The sequence below is a fragment of the Serratia sp. YWN4 genome (assembly GCF_055790845.1).
The window spans coordinates 32,626-49,162 of the sequence record NZ_CM147696.1 but is presented as its reverse complement, the minus strand read 5'-3'; the positions used below and the strand labels follow the sequence as shown (position 1 = coordinate 49,162).

14 protein-coding genes and 1 pseudogene are annotated in these 16,537 nt (G+C 53.2%); 6 read left to right on the top strand and 9 right to left on the bottom strand.

Annotated features, from left to right (window positions below):
- Nucleotides 1-176 precede the first annotated feature (176 nt).
- Nucleotides 177-1,550, top strand: a complete 1,374-nt coding sequence (locus ACX9GT_RS00215) for an IS4 family transposase (protein ID WP_473189182.1) — start codon at nt 177-179, stop codon at nt 1,548-1,550.
- Between the two features lie 53 nt (nt 1,551-1,603).
- Here ACX9GT_RS00215 and ACX9GT_RS00210 read toward each other — a convergent pair whose 3' ends face one another.
- The 6 genes from ACX9GT_RS00210 to typA all read right to left on the bottom strand — a co-directional run bounded on the left by ACX9GT_RS00210 (nt 1,604) and on the right by typA (nt 7,718).
- A complete protein-coding gene (locus ACX9GT_RS00210) occupies nt 1,604-2,539 on the bottom strand; it encodes an IS110 family RNA-guided transposase (RefSeq protein ID WP_473189299.1) in 936 nt (311 codons plus the stop codon).
- A 264-nt stretch (nt 2,540-2,803) separates the two neighbouring features.
- Nucleotides 2,804-3,751, bottom strand: a complete 948-nt coding sequence (fabY, locus tag ACX9GT_RS00205; RefSeq protein ID WP_473189298.1) for a fatty acid biosynthesis protein FabY — start codon at nt 3,749-3,751, stop codon at nt 2,804-2,806.
- A 23-nt stretch (nt 3,752-3,774) separates the two neighbouring features.
- Nucleotides 3,775-4,212 (bottom strand): D-aminoacyl-tRNA deacylase, encoded by a 438-nt coding sequence (gene dtd / locus ACX9GT_RS00200; protein ID WP_473189297.1) that lies wholly within the window; start codon nt 4,210-4,212, stop codon nt 3,775-3,777.
- Entirely contained in the window at nt 4,209-5,087 is an 879-nt protein-coding gene (locus ACX9GT_RS00195; protein WP_473189296.1) for a virulence factor BrkB family protein, read from the bottom strand. The genes dtd and ACX9GT_RS00195 overlap by 4 nt, the downstream gene beginning before the upstream one ends.
- A 49-nt stretch (nt 5,088-5,136) precedes the next feature.
- Complete coding sequence (yihX, locus tag ACX9GT_RS00190) at nt 5,137-5,727, bottom strand: glucose-1-phosphatase (RefSeq protein WP_473189295.1); 591 nt, start codon at nt 5,725-5,727, stop codon at nt 5,137-5,139.
- Between the two features lie 167 nt (nt 5,728-5,894).
- Nucleotides 5,895-7,718 carry a ribosome-dependent GTPase TypA gene (gene typA, locus ACX9GT_RS00185; RefSeq protein ID WP_473189294.1) on the bottom strand — a complete coding sequence of 608 codons (1,824 nt, stop codon included), beginning with the start codon at nt 7,716-7,718 and terminating at the stop codon, nt 5,895-5,897.
- A gap of 372 nt (nt 7,719-8,090) precedes the next feature.
- Between typA and glnA the strand changes: the two genes are divergently transcribed.
- The 4 genes from glnA (at nt 8,091) to ACX9GT_RS00165 (ending at nt 12,507) form a co-directional block, all read left to right on the top strand.
- Nucleotides 8,091-9,500 carry a glutamate--ammonia ligase gene (glnA, locus tag ACX9GT_RS00180; protein WP_473189293.1) on the top strand — a complete coding sequence of 470 codons (1,410 nt, stop codon included), beginning with the start codon at nt 8,091-8,093 and terminating at the stop codon, nt 9,498-9,500.
- 301 nt (nt 9,501-9,801) lie between these two features.
- Nucleotides 9,802-10,851, top strand: a complete 1,050-nt coding sequence (gene glnL, locus ACX9GT_RS00175; RefSeq protein WP_473189292.1) for a nitrogen regulation protein NR(II) — start codon at nt 9,802-9,804, stop codon at nt 10,849-10,851.
- Between the two features lie 8 nt (nt 10,852-10,859).
- Nucleotides 10,860-12,272: a nitrogen regulation protein NR(I) gene (glnG, locus tag ACX9GT_RS00170; protein WP_473189291.1), complete on the top strand. Its 1,413-nt coding sequence runs from the start codon at nt 10,860-10,862 to the stop codon at nt 12,270-12,272.
- A gap of 112 nt (nt 12,273-12,384) precedes the next feature.
- A complete protein-coding gene (locus ACX9GT_RS00165) occupies nt 12,385-12,507 on the top strand; it encodes a YshB family small membrane protein (RefSeq protein WP_473189290.1) in 123 nt (40 codons plus the stop codon).
- 37 nt (nt 12,508-12,544) lie between these two features.
- Here the strand turns inward: ACX9GT_RS00165 and hemN are convergent, their stop codons facing one another.
- Together hemN and yihI are read right to left on the bottom strand one after the other, a co-directional pair.
- A complete protein-coding gene (gene hemN / locus ACX9GT_RS00160) occupies nt 12,545-13,918 on the bottom strand; it encodes an oxygen-independent coproporphyrinogen III oxidase (protein WP_473189289.1) in 1,374 nt (457 codons plus the stop codon).
- A gap of 186 nt (nt 13,919-14,104) precedes the next feature.
- Nucleotides 14,105-14,650: a Der GTPase-activating protein YihI gene (gene yihI / locus ACX9GT_RS00155; protein ID WP_473189288.1), complete on the bottom strand. Its 546-nt coding sequence runs from the start codon at nt 14,648-14,650 to the stop codon at nt 14,105-14,107.
- Between the two features lie 743 nt (nt 14,651-15,393).
- Here yihI and yihA point away from each other — a divergent pair.
- Nucleotides 15,394-16,044 (top strand): ribosome biogenesis GTP-binding protein YihA/YsxC, encoded by a 651-nt coding sequence (gene yihA / locus ACX9GT_RS00150; protein WP_473189287.1) that lies wholly within the window; start codon nt 15,394-15,396, stop codon nt 16,042-16,044.
- Nucleotides 16,045-16,321: 277 nt separating this feature from the next.
- Here yihA and spfP read toward each other — a convergent pair.
- A pseudogene (gene spfP / locus ACX9GT_RS00145) lies at nt 16,322-16,366 on the bottom strand (small protein SpfP); the annotation flags it as partial.
- Between the last annotated feature and the right edge of the window lie 171 nt (nt 16,367-16,537).

The window sequence follows — 16,537 nt, the reverse complement described above, 5'->3', positions numbered from 1 at the left end:
GCCGTTCACTTAAGCGCAAAACGGCATAATTATGCAGCAGGTGCTGAAGGTGTGGCCTCCCTCTCCCTGTGGGCTGTCTCTTATACACAACTCCCCGACATACTCGTCGGGGGTTTTTGAACTTTTTTCCTATCTGTTGATCTGTCTTGATATTCTCCCTTCCTTCGGTTTTTAGTATGGTGCTTTCTGATTGTGATTCATGGGCTCAAGACACTTTCGGTCTTGCTCAACTCGGCGACAAACGCAGGACTCATCGCCTGGTGAAACTCACTGCTTCACTGGCTCAACACACAGGACTTTCTATTGTGAAATCATCACATTCCCCTGCCGAAGTCGAAGGCGCATACCGCCTCATGCGTAACCCCAATGTCTCGCCGGAAGCCGTCGCTGATGCGGGTTTCATCGCAACGGCAAGCGCCGCCAAAGAGCACCCACTTCTCCTTGCATTAGAGGACACGACTTCCATCAACTTCAGTCATCCCACGGCTTTTGACGAACTCGGCAATACAACGACCAGCCCTAAAATACGGGGGCTACTGGCGCATTCTGTCTTGCTTTACTCACCCAAAACGGCACAAGTGGTGGGCCTTATCGACCAGCAGCGCTGGAGTCGTGACATCGCTGAATACGGTAAGAAACACCAGCGAAAACAACACGCTTACGAAGAAAAAGAAAGTTACAAATGGCAGCAGGCGTCTGAACTCATGGCGCAGCGGCTCGGCGATACGCAACAGCAAGTTATCTCGGTCTGTGACCGGGAAGCCGATATCTGGCATTACCTCGACTATAAAATCAGCCAGGGCCAGCGCTTCGTCGTCCGGGCGGCACAAAATCGCCGGCTTGAAGACAGCAGTGATAAACTCTTCGAGTTGCCTGCCACACTCACACAAACAGGCAGCCATTGGCTGAATGTCGTTCAAAAAGGAGGGCGCGCAGCCCGTCAGGCACAGATGTTCGTCAGTTACTGTCCTGTTGAAATAAAACATCCAAACCAGCCCGGAGCCTCCGTACCGTTGACGTATATCTGCTGCCGTGAAGAAGAGCCGGAAGGGGCCTGCTGGCATCTGTTAACCTCAGAAAAAGTGGGCTCGGCAGCAGAAGCGCGCGTCATCATCAGCTACTACGAACGTCGCTGGTTAATAGAGGAATATCACAAAGCGTGGAAAAGTGGTGGGACGCAGGTTGAGGCGTCTCGCATGCAAAGCCGGGCCAATCTGGAACGTATGGTGGTCATTCTTGCCTTTATTGCGGTTCGGGTGTTGGCGTTGCGTCAGGGCGGGCTGAGCGAAGAGACGTTGAATGCGTCCTGTGAACGCGTCTTAAGCCCAATAGAATGGAAACTGCTGTGGGTAAAACAGGAAGGAAAAGCGTTACCGAAGCAAGCGCCGACGCTGAAATGGGCGTATCTGAATCTGGCAAAACTGGGGCACTGGTATGACAGCAAACGAACGGGCCGTGCGGGCTGGGTAGTGATGTGGGAAGGCTGGTTCAAGCTTCAGGATATCGTTGAAGGGTATAATCTCGCGAAGTCTCTTGATCAGGAGATCTGATCAAGAGACAGCCCTGTGGGAGAGCAGCTGTGTTTAAAGTCAACGGGTGATGATTAATTTGTCACCCATTTTTTATTATCCCGCAACATCGCATTCAGGATGGTTAGCAGCTTTCTCACGCAGGCGGTCACCGCCACCTTGAACGGTTTGCCACGCCCTGTCAGGCGCTCGTAGAACTCCCGGATTGTCGGGTTGTACCGTACCGCTGACAAGGTCGCCATGTATAGCGCTGAACGCACCGCGCTTCGCCCTCCCCAGATACTTCGCTTCCCTTTCATTTTTCCACTGTCATGGGCATAGGGACACACGCCAACCAACGCGCTTATCTTGTGCCGATTCAGCTTCCCCAGCTCCGGCAACATCGCAAGAAGCACCGCCATCGTTGTCGGCCCGATACCTTTGACTTCCTCCAACAACGTCGCCTTTTCCTGCCACAGAGGCATTACTTTTATTTGCCTGTCGATGTCGTCATCGGCATCCCGGATTTCAGCGGTCAGCCAGTCGATATGCCGTTTGATGCCCGCTGAGACCACCACGTCATCGCAGCTTTTATAGCGGTTTATCTCCATGGTCCGGTTATCGACCAGTTGGCGACGGCGGGTCACCATCCCGGCCAGACGCTGCGTCTGTTCGTCCGGTGTGGCGCGGGCTTCGGGCTCCATTCTCCGGCCAAACTCGCAGATGATACGCGCATCATTCGGGTCGGTTTTGTACAGGGTCCCTAGCGCACGAGCGAAGTTCTTCACCTGGCGTGGATTGACCACGGCCACAAGTAACCCAGCCAACTCAAGCGTGGCGGCCAGTAATGAGTGATATCTGCCTGTCGCCTCCATCACGACAAGCTTGACGGTGATGGCAGAGAGCGAACTCAGCAGCTGTTGATGGCCTTCCGGTGTGTTATCCAGATGCAGAAGCTGACGAGTTGGGTCGATGTATACGTCAAAAGTGTCTTTGGCAATGTCGATACCAACGGTTGCATGTTCAGTCATTTCAAGTCTCCCGGCCTTGTAAGATACGGGCTGGCTGATGCCGCCCTGGCAGCTGTTCGGGTTAACAGGAAAACTGACGCCACGCCATAAGCTCTCCCACGGGCTTGTTGTCCCAGAGGGAAATCGGGCTGTAGCGTCAGGTACAACTCGGTTAAAGTCTATCCGCCTTTGGGCGGCTAACTAACTTAAGTGCCTTTAAACATACAAGGGAACTGGTTAGCCTTAACTGATCGGCATTGCGCGTTTGCCGGGCCCTTTTGATCTTTAACTGGCTATCGCTACTGACCCCCCTTTATCCAAGGGTTCATCCGGTTCGGCAGGCAGCACCATATAGGTGCCCTCAAAGATTGCCCCTTTATCCTCATCACCAAACAAATGGACTTCCGCCTGCACGCGCGCCCGGCGGCCACGGGCCAAACGGGCCAGATCTCCACTGAGTGAGCTGAGATCCGCCACCGCCCGCGGGCGACCGGTGATCGGTTTACTGTAACGGATGTGGGCGTCCGCCAGAATAATGGTGCCGCCGAGATGGCGCTCGCGCAGCAGCAGCCAGATCAACCCCCAGGCGGTCAGCGTTGCCAGCGAAAACAGGCTGCCAGCAAACAGCGTATGGTGCGGATTCTGATTACCCACTTCCGGCATAGTGGTGACAAAACGCTGCCCGGTATATTGGCTGATGCGCACGCCCATCTTTTCGCTCAGCGGAATATGCTCGTACCAAGCCTGTTGCAGTTGCCCGCACCAGTCAGGGCGATGCAGGATATCGTCCAGCGTGGCTACCGGTTTAATCATCAGGTAGTGACGGATTGGCGTGGTTTGCGGGGCAGTGATCTCACCCTGATTGATAAACCCAAGTTTGGCAAAGAAATCGACGGCATCTTCACGCGCGCTACACACCACCCGCTTTACCCCTTCCTGACGCGCGACCGACTCCAGGGTCATCGCCACCAGCGTACCCAGGCCTTTGTCTTGTACCGTAGGATCAACCGCCAGGAAGCGGATAGCGGCTTCATTGTCGGCATTGATATACAACCGCCCAATCGCCACAATCTTACTATTCTCATCCACCACCATCTGGTGGTGTGCCATGGCGTCGTAGGCATCCTTTTCCGAACCCACTGGCTGATGCAACGGCTTGCGCAGCATCTCCCAGCGAAACTGGTAATACGCTTTCAGTTCTTGTTCTGTTACAGGGACTCGTAGGTGATACATAGACGCCTTCTCTCTTATCATGCTTACACTTGCAGCCAGAACGTCACCGGCCCATCGTTCACCAGCGCCACTTTCATGTCGGCGGCAAACTCACCGGTCTGGGTTTCCACACCGCGCTCGCGGCACTGGCCAACAAAATATTGATACAAACGATCGGCATCGATCGGCGCCGCGCCGCGCGAGAAGCTCGGGCGCATGCCTCTCTCAGTGTCAGCCACCAGCGTAAACTGCGACACCACCAGCACGCTGCCACCGGCCTGCTGTACGTTGAGATTCATCTTGTCGTTCTCATCGCCAAAGATGCGGTACCCCAGCACCCGCTCGCACAGGCGTTCAGCTTTTTGTTCGTTATCATCCGCCTCAACGCCCAATAACACTAACAAACCAGGGCCAATTTTGCCTACCGTTTCACCTTCAACCACCACGCTGGCGTTTAACACCCGCTGAATTAACGCAATCATAAATGCTCTTCCTGCTGCCGTTGTTGCTGTTGCTGATAAAGACGATACTCACCCAGCGTAACGGTGATTTCAGCACCGAGTAACACGATACACCAGCTCCAATACACCCACAGGAATAAAATGGGGATCACCGCCAACACGCCATAAATCAACTGATAAGACGGGAACATGGTGACGTAAAACGCAAAAGCCTTCTTGCCCAATTCGAACAGCACCCCGGCTACCAGAGCGCCGACCAGCGCATCCTTCGGCGGCACCCGCACGGTGGGGACGATGCTGTACAGCAACCAGAAGGATATCCATGACAGCAGCAGCGGAAAAATGCGTAACACATCATCGAGCAGGTCGTTGACGCCGCTTTGTGCCAGCCAGTTCAGCGACAGCAGATAAGAGCTGATCGCCATGCTGGCCCCTACCAACAGCGGCCCCAAGGTCAACACCATCCAGTAAACGGCAAAAGAAAACACGATCGGGCGTTTATTTTTGCTGCGCCAAATGGTGTTCAGCACCGAATCCACCGAGGAGATCAACAATAACGCGGTAATAATCAAACCGCAGGCCCCTACCGCCGTCATCCGGCTGGAATTGGCGACAAACTGCTCGAGGTACTGTTGAATCACGTTACCAGCAGCGGGCATAAAGTTAGTGAAAATAAAGCTTTTCAACTGAACGCTGATGTCCGAAAACATCGGAAAGGCGGCAAATAACGCAAACACCACGGTGATCAGCGGCACCAGCGAGAGCAAGGAAACATAGGCCAGATGGCCTGCCAGCATGGTCAGGCCATCGCTATCGATACGCTTCATCAGTAACCGCCCGAAGGTAACTCCGGGTTTGAGCGACGCGGGCAGCTTTTTTCGGCGGAAAAACGACATATCCACTCCTTGAGATCGGCCTCTACGCCTTAAGCTTAACGCGCGCTAGTCATTGAGCAAAATACGCCGGAATAACCTGCCGATCGGTTACCTGCACCGCTTTGATCCCCAGCGCTTGCGCCGCTGCCACGTTGGCGGCGACGTCATCAAAAAACACCGCCTGATCCGCCGGAGTATTTTCCGCAGCCAGCACATGCTGATAAATATTGGCGTCGGGTTTACGCATGCCGATGTCTTGCGACAGGTACATATGATCGGCCGCTTCGGCAACCTGCGGGTAATGCTGCGGCCAGTAGTTGCAGTGCAGACGGTTGGTATTCGACAGCACCACCACACGGTGCCCCTCATTACGCAGGCGATGCATGATATCGATCACTTCCGGGCGCAGGGCGACAAACACCGCCTGCCAGCCGGTAGCAAACTGTTCGAAACTGAGCGCAATCCCCATCTCATCACACAGTTTAGCGGCAAAATCTTCGTCGCTGATTTCACCGCGTTCGTGCTGCTGGAAGACTTCGCCCATGCTGAAACGATCGGTCAATATCGCCAGCGGTGTACCGCTCAGATTGCTCCACACACCCAGCACACGTTTGAAATCGATATCGACGATCACATTACCTAAATCAAAGATATACAGCATAGTCCTCTCCTGATGGGCCAGTGAGATTTTACTGTAACGGGAAAAGTTAAGGCTGAACAGGGAACAAGGAGGAAAAGCGCACGGCACGCCGCAAAACAGGGGAAAGATAGAGGAAAAAACTCAGGGCGCCTTAACGCGCCCTAAGCATTGCGGATTAAATCGGCTGATTAAGCTTCTTTAGGACCACGGTTCGCACGCTTACGATCGTTTTCCGTCAGGTGACGCTTACGGATACGGATCGAGGTCGGCGTCACTTCTACCAGTTCGTCATCATCGATAAATTCCAGAGCTTGCTCCAGAGACATCTTGATGGCTGGAACCAGGGTCGTCGCTTCGTCAGTACCAGAAGCACGCATGTTGGTCAGCTTCTTACCGGTCAGGCAGTTCACGGTCAGGTCGTTAGAACGTGAGTGAATACCGATGATCTGGCCTTCATACACTTCTGCACCGTGGCCTAGGAACAGCTTACCGCGATCTTGCAGACCGAACAGGGCGAATGCTACCGCTTTACCCTGGCCGTTGGAGATCAGCACGCCGTTCTGACGCTGGCCCACTTCACCCTGGCGCACATCATCGTAATGGCTGAAGGTGGAGTACAGCAGACCGGTACCAGAAGTCATGGTCATGAATTCGTTACGGAAACCGATCAAACCACGGCTTGGGATCACATAGTCCAGACGCACACGGCCCTTACCATCAGGATCCATGTTTTTCAGGTCAGCTTTACGCTCGCCCATCGCCTGCATCACAGAACCCTGATGCTGCTCTTCGATGTCCAGGGTCACGTTTTCGAATGGCTCCTGCTTGCGGCCATCGATTTCGCGGAAGATAACTTTCGGACGGGAAACCGCCAGTTCGAAACCTTCACGACGCATGTTCTCGATCAGTACCGACAGGTGAAGTTCACCACGGCCTGAAACGCGGAATGCATCAGCATCTGCCGTTTCTTCAACGCGCAATGCCACGTTGTGTACCAGCTCTTTGTTCAGGCGCTCAAGGATCTGACGTGAAGTCACATACTTGCCTTCTTTACCGCAGAACGGTGAGGTGTTGACGTTAAAGAACATGCTTACGGTCGGTTCATCAACCGACAGCGCAGGCAGTGCTTCTACCGCGTTCACATCACAGATGGTATCGGAGATGTTCAGTTCACCCAGACCGGTGATAGCGATGATGTCGCCCGCTTCAGCAACGGTGGCTTCGATACGCTCCAGGCCCATGTGGGTCAGCACTTTACCGATTTTACCGTTACGGGTTTTGCCTTCGCTGTCGATCACAGTGATCTGCTGGTTAGGCTTCACTTTGCCGCGCTTGATGCGGCCGATGCCGATCACGCCAACGTAGTTGTTGTAGTCCAGCTGAGAGATTTGCATCTGGAATGGAGCATCCATCTCAACCTGCGGCGCAGATACGTGGTCAACGATCGCCTGATACAGCGGGGTCATGTCTTCGGCCATCTCGTTATGGTCGAGACCTGCGATACCCAGCAGTGCAGAGGCATAGATAATTGGGAAGTCGAGCTGTTCGTCGGTGGCGTCCAGGTTAACGAACAGATCGAAGACCTGATCAACCACCCAGTCAGGACGCGCGCCAGGGCGGTCAACCTTGTTGATGACCACGATCGGTTTCAGACCGTTAGCGAACGCTTTCTTGGTCACGAAACGGGTTTGCGGCATTGGGCCATCCATCGCATCCACGACCAGCAGCACCGAGTCGACCATTGACATCACTCGCTCTACCTCACCGCCGAAGTCGGCGTGTCCTGGGGTATCCACGATGTTGATGCGGTAGTCTTTCCAATTAATGGCGGTGTTTTTTGCGAGGATGGTAATCCCACGCTCTTTCTCCAAATCGTTGGAGTCCATTACGCGTTCTGTTGCTTCTGTACGCTCTCCGAAAGTACCGGATTGTTGCAGCAACTTGTCAACCAGGGTGGTTTTACCATGGTCAACGTGGGCAATAATGGCGATGTTACGCAAATTTTCGATCACAGCTTTGCCTCAGGCATTAGAAATAGCGCGCTATTGTACACGTATTAAGCGAGGGACTAAACAAGATCACAACACTCTCTTATAAACAACTGTGTACAGGTCAGTTTGTGATCTCATTCACGGTGCAAAAAGCAGCGATCGAGAGCGTTTTGCACCATTTAAGTGCCCCAACAGGCATTATTTGCACCACAGCAGTGCATTGCATCACTCATGGTGCATATTAGGGATGGGTAAAACCCGCGCAGAAAGGCGATTATTTCGCTTTTAAAAAGTTGGCACAGTTTTCGCTTTAGTCTACACAAGGCGAAATCAAGCCAGTTTCCACAGATTCGTTCCACGACGACGACAACGATAAATCCGGGAGAGTTAAGTATGTCCGCTGAACACGTTTTAACGATGCTGAATGAGCATGAAGTGAAATTTGTAGACCTGCGCTTCACTGACACCAAGGGTAAAGAACAGCACGTCACCATCCCTGCTCATCAGGTAAATGCCGACTTCTTCGAAGAAGGTAAAATGTTTGACGGCTCCTCGATCGGTGGTTGGAAGGGCATCAACGAATCTGACATGGTGCTGATGCCAGACGCCAGCACCGCGGTGCTGGATCCGTTCTTTGAAGAAACCACGCTGATCATTCGCTGTGACATCCTCGAGCCAGGCACCATGCAGGGCTATGACCGTGACCCGCGTTCGATCTCCAAGCGTGCAGAAGATTTCCTGCGCTCTTCCGGCATTGCAGATACCGTGCTGTTCGGGCCAGAACCAGAATTCTTCCTGTTTGACGACGTGCGTTTCGGCAGCAGCATCCGTGGTTCCCACGTGAGCATCGATGACATCGAAGGCGCCTGGAACACCAGCACCAAATACGAAGGCGGTAACAAAGGCCACCGTCCACCGGTTAAAGGCGGTTACTTCCCAGTACCACCGGTCGACTCTTCACAGGACATCCGTTCCACCATGTGCTTGACCATGGAAGAAATGGGTCTGGTGGTTGAAGCTCACCACCACGAAGTGGCCACCGCAGGTCAGAACGAAGTGGCAACCCGCTTCAACACCATGACCAAGAAAGCCGACGAAATCCAAATCTACAAATACGTGGTGCACAACGTGGCTCACGCATTTGGTAAAACCGCAACCTTTATGCCAAAACCGATGTTCGGTGATAACGGTTCCGGTATGCACTGCCACATGTCGCTGTCCAAGAACGGTGTTAACCTGTTCGCTGGCGACAAATACGGCGGCCTGTCTGACATCGCGCTGTTCTACATCGGCGGTATCATCAAGCACGCTAAAGCGATCAACGCTCTGGCTAACCCGACCACCAACTCTTACAAACGTCTGGTCCCAGGTTACGAAGCACCGGTGATGCTGGCTTATTCTGCCCGTAACCGTTCAGCGTCTATCCGTATTCCAGTGGTTGCCAGCCCGAAAGCTCGCCGTATCGAAGCGCGCTTCCCGGATCCAGCGGCTAACCCATACCTGTGCTTCGCAGCCTTGCTGATGGCGGGTCTGGACGGCGTGATCAACAAGATCCATCCTGGCGATGCCATGGACAAAAACCTGTATGACCTGCCGCCGGAAGAAGAAGCTGAGATTCCAAAAGTGGCTGGCTCACTGGACGAAGCGATGGCTGCACTGAACGAAGACCGCGAGTTCCTGACCCGTGGTGGCGTGTTCACTGACGACGCGATCGATGCTTACATCGAACTGCGTAAAGAAGAGATGGACCGCGTTCGCATGACGCCACACCCAGTAGAGTTTGAACTGTACTACAGCGTTTAAGTAATACCTTGCGCCGTCCGCGGATGGCGCACCGGTTTCAGTTGCCGTTTTTTTGTTGCCGTGGAAACTTTTTAGCCCATCTCTGATGGGCTTTTTTCTCCACCGTATTATTTCATACCGCGATAGTGCTGGATGGAGTAGGATGGATGCACTAAAAAGGTGCAGACGTCTGCTGTGCCCAATAGATTTTATGGTATAGCTAGGCGGCAACCGAGCGCATCCCCAAGAGCTTGGTCGGCCAAGTGACTGGAGCAAGCAAGGGCGGCCAACAACGCTGTGCCTTGAAAGATGAAGGGCATGTATGGCAACTGGCAAGCTACCCGATGCTGGGCAGATCCTCAATTCTCTGATCAATAGCATCCTGCTGTTGGATGACCGGCTTGCTGTTCATTACGCCAACCCGGCGGCGCAACAACTGCTGGCACAAAGCTCCCGTAAACTCTTCGGTACGCCACTGCCTGAATTACTGGGCTATTTTTCGCTGAACATCGATCTGATGCGCGAGAGCCTCAATGCAGGCCAAGGCTTTACCGACAATGAAGTGACCCTGGTGGTCGACAGCCGTGCGCACATCCTCTCCCTGACCGCCCAAGCGCTGCCTGAAGGCTTTATCCTGATCGAGTTGGCACCAATGGATAACCAGCGCCGATTGAGCCAGGAACAGTTGCAGCACGCTCAACAGGTGGCAGCGCGCGATCTGGTGCGCGGATTGGCGCATGAAATCAAAAATCCGCTCGGTGGCTTGCGTGGCGCAGCCCAACTGCTGGCCAAGGCGCTGCCCGATCCGGCGCTGACCGAATACACCAAGGTGATCATCGAGCAGGCCGATCGGCTGCGTAACCTGGTGGATCGCTTGTTGGGGCCACAGCGGCCAGGCCAGCATATTACCCAGAGCATTCATCAGGTTGCAGAGCGTGTTTGCCAATTGGTGTCGTTGGAAAAACCGGATAACGTCACGTTGGTGCGTGATTACGATCCCAGCCTGCCAGAACTGGCACACGATCCAGACCAGATAGAACAGATCTTGCTCAACATTACCCGCAACGCCCTGCAGGCGCTGGGCCGCGCCGGTGGCACCATCACGTTGCGCACGCGTACCGCGTTTCAGATCACCCTGCACGGCACGCGCTACCGGCTGGCAGCGCGCATTGATATCGAAGATGACGGCCCTGGCGTACCGGCGCTGCTGCAAGACACCCTGTTCTATCCGATGGTCAGCGGCCGCGAGGGGGGGACCGGCCTGGGATTATCTATCGCCCGTAATCTTATCGATCAGCATTGCGGAAAAATTGAATTTAACAGTTGGCCAGGGCATACCGAATTCTCGGTTTACCTGCCCATTCGTAAGTAGAGGTCGCTATGCAACGAGGGATAGTCTGGATCGTCGATGACGATAGCTCCATCCGCTGGGTGCTTGAACGTGCGCTCACTGGAGCTGGTGTAAGCTGCGTCACCTTTGAGAGTGGCCATGAAGTGCTGGAGCAACTTGCCACACAAACTCCCGATGTGTTGCTGTCCGACATTCGCATGCCGGGTATGGACGGTTTGGCGCTGCTTAAGCAGATAAAACAGCGCCATCCGATGCTTCCGGTCATCATAATGACCGCGCATTCAGATCTGGAGGCCGCCGTCAGCGCCTATCAGCAAGGGGCATTTGACTACCTGCCGAAACCCTTTGATATTGACGAAGCCGTCGCGCTGGTAGAGCGCGCCATCAGCCATTATCAGGAACAGCAGCAACCGGCGCGTAGCCAGCCGGTTAGCGATCCGGCAGCCGATATCATCGGTGAAGCGCCCGCGATGCAGGACGTGTTCCGCATTATCGGCCGCCTGTCACGTTCGTCCATCAGCGTGCTGATCAACGGAGAATCGGGAACCGGTAAAGAGCTGGTCGCCCACGCGCTGCACCGCCACAGCCCGCGCGCTAAATCCCCGTTTATCGCCCTGAATATGGCGGCGATCCCTAAAGACCTGATCGAATCCGAACTGTTCGGCCACGAGAAAGGTGCGTTTACCGGTGCTAATCAGATCCGCCAAGGGCGCTTTGAACAGGCCGACGGCGGCACGCTGTTCCTGGATGAAATCGGTGATATGCCGCTGGATGTGCAAACCCGTTTGCTGAGGGTGTTGGCAGACGGCCAATTCTATCGCGTTGGGGGCTACGCGCCGGTAAAAGTGGATGTGCGCATCATTGCCGCCACCCACCAGAACCTGGAATTACGGGTGCAAGAAGGTAAGTTCCGTGATGACCTGTTTCACCGCCTGAACGTGATCCGGGTGCATTTACCGCCACTGCGCGAACGCCGCGAAGATATCCCGCGCCTGGCACGCCATTTCCTGCAGGTTGCGGCGAAAGAACTGGGGGTAGAAGCGAAAAATCTGCACTCAGAAACCGAAACCGCCCTCACACGCCTGCCATGGCCGGGCAACGTGCGCCAGTTGGAGAATACCTGCCGCTGGTTAACGGTAATGGCCGCTGGGCAAGAAGTGCTGATTCAGGATCTGCCCAGTGAGCTGTTTGAAACCGCAGCGCCAGAATCTGCTGGCCACAGCCTGCCGGACAGTTGGGCGACTCTGCTGGCACAGTGGGCCGATCGCGCTCTGCGTTCCGGGCATCAAAATCTGTTGTCAGAAGCCCAGCCCGAGATGGAAAGAACCTTGCTCACCACCGCATTGCGCCATACGCAAGGGCATAAACAGGAAGCCGCTCGCCTGCTGGGATGGGGCAGGAATACGTTAACGCGGAAACTGAAAGAATTGGGGATGGAGTAATCAGTGCGCTGAATAGTAAAAACATAATCAAGCGCACAAAAAACCCGCTAATTACGGCTTTACAGGGTACGCCGCAGCAGTATGATTATGGCGCAAACCCCGGAGGCTCAGGATGTTGGATTCTCTTATCGTCTTTATTACCCATGGCGCAGACATCAGTTCTGCCGTCAGCCACACGCCGCAGGCAGCCTTTGCTGCGGTACTGTGCGCCGCACTGATCAATTTCTTCAGTTAAAATAACAGCCGCTGAGATGCGGCTGTTATTTTAAGCATCAAATCACCCGTGAGAACTGCTGAGTGCGCGCCTGCTTGCGCAGATAAATATCAAAACACATACAGATATTGCGGATCAGCAAACGCCCGCGCGGTGTAACGCGGATACCACGCTCATCGCGCTCCACCAGCCCATCTCGTTCAAACGGTGCCAGCAGCGCCAGATCTTCGGCAAAGTAATCGGTAAATCGGATAGCGTGTTGCTGCTCAATGGGCTGATAGCTGAGTTGGAAATTGCAGATTAAGGTTTTAATCACATCGCGACGCAGGCAGTCGTCTTCTGTCATCGCCAAACCACGCCAGAGCGCGTTCCCGCGCTCTTCCACATCGGCGTAATACACCTTCAGCTCTTTCTGGTTCTGCGCGTAACTGTCACCAAGCATGCTGATGGCGGAAACCCCCAGGCCAAGCAGATCGCTATCCCCCTGAGTGGTGTAACCCTGGAAGTTGCGGTGCAGCTTGCCTTCGCGCTGGGCGATCGCCAGTTCGTCATTCGGCCGGGCAAAGTGATCCATACCGATAAACTGGTAACCCGATTCAGTTAGCGAAGCGATGGTTTGCTGCAAAATATCGAGTTTCTGTTGCGCACTCGGCAAATCGGCATCTTTGATTTTACGTTGCGCAGCAAACAGATTCGGCAAATGCGCGTAGTTAAAGACGCTCAGGCGATCCGGGTTCAGTTCCGCCACGCGCTGCAGCGTGAAGGCGAAGCTTTCCGGCGTCTGCTTTGGCAGGCCGTAAATCAGATCGATATTGGTAGAGTTGAATCCCAAGGCTTTAGCACGAGCGATCAGCGCGAAGATAAATTCTTCATCCTGTTCACGGTTCACCAAGCGCTGCACTTCTTTATTGAAGTCCTGCACCCCCATGCTCAGGCGATTGAACCCTTCAGCACGTAAATGATCCAGTACGTCCAGCTCAATTTCCCGCGGATCAACCTCGATCGACATTTCCGCATCCGGCAGGAAATCAAAATGCTGGCGCAGCATAAGCATCAACCGGCTGATTTGCTGTTTGTCGAGGTAAGTCGGCGTTCCGCCGCCCCAGTGCATCTGATTAACCTTACGGCCCTTAAACAACGGCGCACGCGCGGCAATCTCGCGCGCCAGCACTGTCAGATATTCATCAGCCTTATGGGTTTGGCGCGTCACCAGTTTATTGCAGCCGCAGAAATAGCAGAGCTTGTGACAGAAAGGAATATGTATATACAGCGAGAGCGGGCGTTCGGGATAACGCACAGCGGCGCGTTGAAACGCCGCTTCGTCGTAGCTCTGGTTAAACTCCAGCGCCGTGGGGTATGAGGTGTAACGTGGCCCCGAATAGTTATACTTTTGGATCAGGGCCAAATCCCAGACTATTGTCTGTTCTGACATGCTTGCTCACTCCTTCCGATATTTTTTCCTACCGGGCCGGGAAATGGGCAGTCGTCTATGCTGTCTGGCCGCGGAAGCGCTGCGAAAACGCGCTTTGCGCTTCGACAGCCGCCATAGTTTACCGAATAACCACAGTAGATAACATGTCAACAGTAGGGCTATTACCAGGATCGGCCACATGTCACATTAAAATACGTCTTTTGGGTTACCGCTTTTCAGCAGTTTCAGGATGTCTTCCTGCTTCTCTTCGACTTCGTCGTCTTCATCACCCAACTCGATGCCCAATTGCTCCATCAGTGCATCAATACGATCCAGGGTTTTCTCAACGTAAGCCTGATCTTCCGCATTCAGAGTAGCGCCATCATCCAGACGCTCCAGCAATGCATCTAAACGCTCGTCATTTTCCAGTTTCGCCAGTTCTTCTTCCGGCGACAGGCGTGGCTTAGCTTCTGCCTTCGGTTTTGGCTGAGGTTTGGCTTTCGCTTTGGCTTCAACTACCAGTGCTACCGGCACTTTACTGCCAATTCGTGGATCTTTAGGCTGCGCTGCCGCTTGGTTTTTCTGGTTGGCGGACTCAACCTGGGTGCGTGAGCCTGAAGCATGACCACGGCGTTTTTTAAGACGCTTGCGATCACGAGCTTCCTGATCGAGCTCCACACGGCTTTTCTTTTTACTTTTTGACGTCGCCGCGCTGCTGCGTGGGGTGCGAGGTGCTTTTGATGGCTGGTTCATTGCGTGTGCTCTTAGGTGTGTAGATTCAGTATAGAATTGCTATACGATTGCGGCGGAATCTAGCAGAAAGTAGACAAAGAAAAAAGGCGGCAGGTTAAACCTGCCGCCTATTTCACACCTTCAATTGAAGGATGTTCCTACTCCGCATTCCATGCGTACACTCAACGTCCCGGTTTTTCCATCTGCTATAACCGCATTCCCTGCAACTATGTCCTTCATCCTGAAAAGGAAATTCGTCCCTGGTGCAATCCGTTAGCCTTCACTCTTCCTGAGTGTGCTTCCCGCATGCATCCAAATTGCAGTTACTTCACCATCCATATGCTATTCATACGCTCCGGTACAAATAGTTTCAATTCCATCTGAAATCATCCTGATACTCATTACACATCCTGTGTGTTCCATGAGATTTATCACCCTTCCTGGATGTTCCTGTTTCCTTCGCGTCCTGCGTTGGAACCTACTTTACGCCTTTAGGAATTGTACTCAAGGTACCTACAACAGACTTACAGAGATATTTTCACGCTAAAAACATTAATCATTTGTTTTTTAACATAAATTAATAAATGAACATTTAAATAAAGAGACATTACCCTCTATTGGAATGGCAAATGTCTTACACGACAGAAGCCAATTTGCTCGAATGGACTACTCGCTAGACGCATAAAAACTGAGAAAAACACCCTTTTGATACCGATGCAGTTATAATCGCCCACCAGATAGCCATCCTCACGGAGACGAAAATTTTGACCAGCAAGAATTACAATTATCATGTGACCCACTTCGTCACCAGTGCGCCCGATATTCGCCACCTTCCGGGGGATGAAGGTATTGAAGTGGCATTTGCCGGCCGCTCCAACGCCGGTAAATCCAGCGCGTTGAATACCCTGACCAATCAGAAAGGCTTGGCGCGTACCAGTAAAACCCCTGGCCGTACCCAACTGATTAACCTGTTCGAAGTGGAAGAAGGTATTCGTCTGGTGGATTTGCCAGGCTATGGCTACGCGGAAGTCCCTGAAGAGATGAAACGCAAATGGCAGCGGGCGCTGGGGGAATACCTGCAAATGCGCAACTGTCTGAAAGGCCTGGTGGTACTGATGGATATCCGCCACCCGCTGAAAGATCTCGACCAGCAGATGATCCAATGGGCCGTTGATGTCGGCACGCCCGTGCTGGTGCTGCTGACCAAGGCCGATAAACTGGCATCCGGCGCGCGCAAGGCACAGCTGAATATGGTGCGCGAGGCCGTGCTGCCGTTTATGGGGGATGTTCAGGTTGAAGCCTTCTCCTCACCGAAAAAAATTGGCGTCGACAAGCTGAGCCAAAAGCTGAACACCTGGTTTAACGAGATCCCACCCGAGGTACTGCCGGGAGAGGACGAAATCGGCGGGGAATAACCGTTGATTGAGTAAACAGCCGATGTGGAGACATCGGCTTTTTTACGTCCACCGATTGCCACACAGCGCTTTATTTCGTTACCCAGTTACATTTCTGACTAAAAGCCATCAGAAAGACTTATGACAAATTGAGGGAATAATGCAGATAAAAACAGGTGGTTATCGATCATTGATAGGAGAGGGGATAAACAGAGAAAGCGAAGATAAACTTATGTTGACCTTTGTTTATACAATAAAAAACGCCCCAGTCAAAACCGACTGGGGCGGCTAATATTAAGCCAAATCCGATTACGTGAAGTAAAAGGTCTGAAAGATAGAACATCTTACCTCTGTACCCTACGCCTGTAACTCTACATCATTTTTTCACAGTGCAAAAGAATTTTTTGTAGTTTAGTTACACAGTATTATGGCTAAGAACGGCGATATTGGGGAAGCAATCGCCGTATATTGTAGCTTAATTACGAAAAGTGCTTAGGTTATCGCCAGTTAGATG

Excerpts from the sequence above, each read along its gene's own strand:
- glnL (WP_473189292.1), top strand. The coding sequence starts at position 9,802 with ATGGCAACTGGCAAGCTACCCGATGCTGGGCAGATCCTCAATTCTCTG.
- hemN (WP_473189289.1), bottom strand. The coding sequence starts at position 13,918 with ATGTCAGAACAGACAATAGTCTGGGATTTGGCCCTGATCCAAAAGTAT.
- dtd (WP_473189297.1), bottom strand. The coding sequence starts at position 4,212 with ATGATTGCGTTAATTCAGCGGGTGTTAAACGCCAGCGTGGTGGTTGAA.
- ACX9GT_RS00195 (WP_473189296.1), bottom strand. The coding sequence starts at position 5,087 with ATGTCGTTTTTCCGCCGAAAAAAGCTGCCCGCGTCGCTCAAACCCGGA.
- yihI (WP_473189288.1), bottom strand. The coding sequence starts at position 14,650 with ATGAACCAGCCATCAAAAGCACCTCGCACCCCACGCAGCAGCGCGGCG.
- yihX (WP_473189295.1), bottom strand. The coding sequence starts at position 5,727 with ATGCTGTATATCTTTGATTTAGGTAATGTGATCGTCGATATCGATTTC.
- glnG (WP_473189291.1), top strand. The coding sequence starts at position 10,860 with ATGCAACGAGGGATAGTCTGGATCGTCGATGACGATAGCTCCATCCGC.
- glnA (WP_473189293.1), top strand. The coding sequence starts at position 8,091 with ATGTCCGCTGAACACGTTTTAACGATGCTGAATGAGCATGAAGTGAAA.
- ACX9GT_RS00165 (WP_473189290.1), top strand. The coding sequence starts at position 12,385 with ATGTTGGATTCTCTTATCGTCTTTATTACCCATGGCGCAGACATCAGT.
- fabY (WP_473189298.1), bottom strand. The coding sequence starts at position 3,751 with ATGTATCACCTACGAGTCCCTGTAACAGAACAAGAACTGAAAGCGTAT.
- ACX9GT_RS00210 (WP_473189299.1), bottom strand. The coding sequence starts at position 2,539 with ATGACTGAACATGCAACCGTTGGTATCGACATTGCCAAAGACACTTTT.
- ACX9GT_RS00215 (WP_473189182.1), top strand. The coding sequence starts at position 177 with ATGGTGCTTTCTGATTGTGATTCATGGGCTCAAGACACTTTCGGTCTT.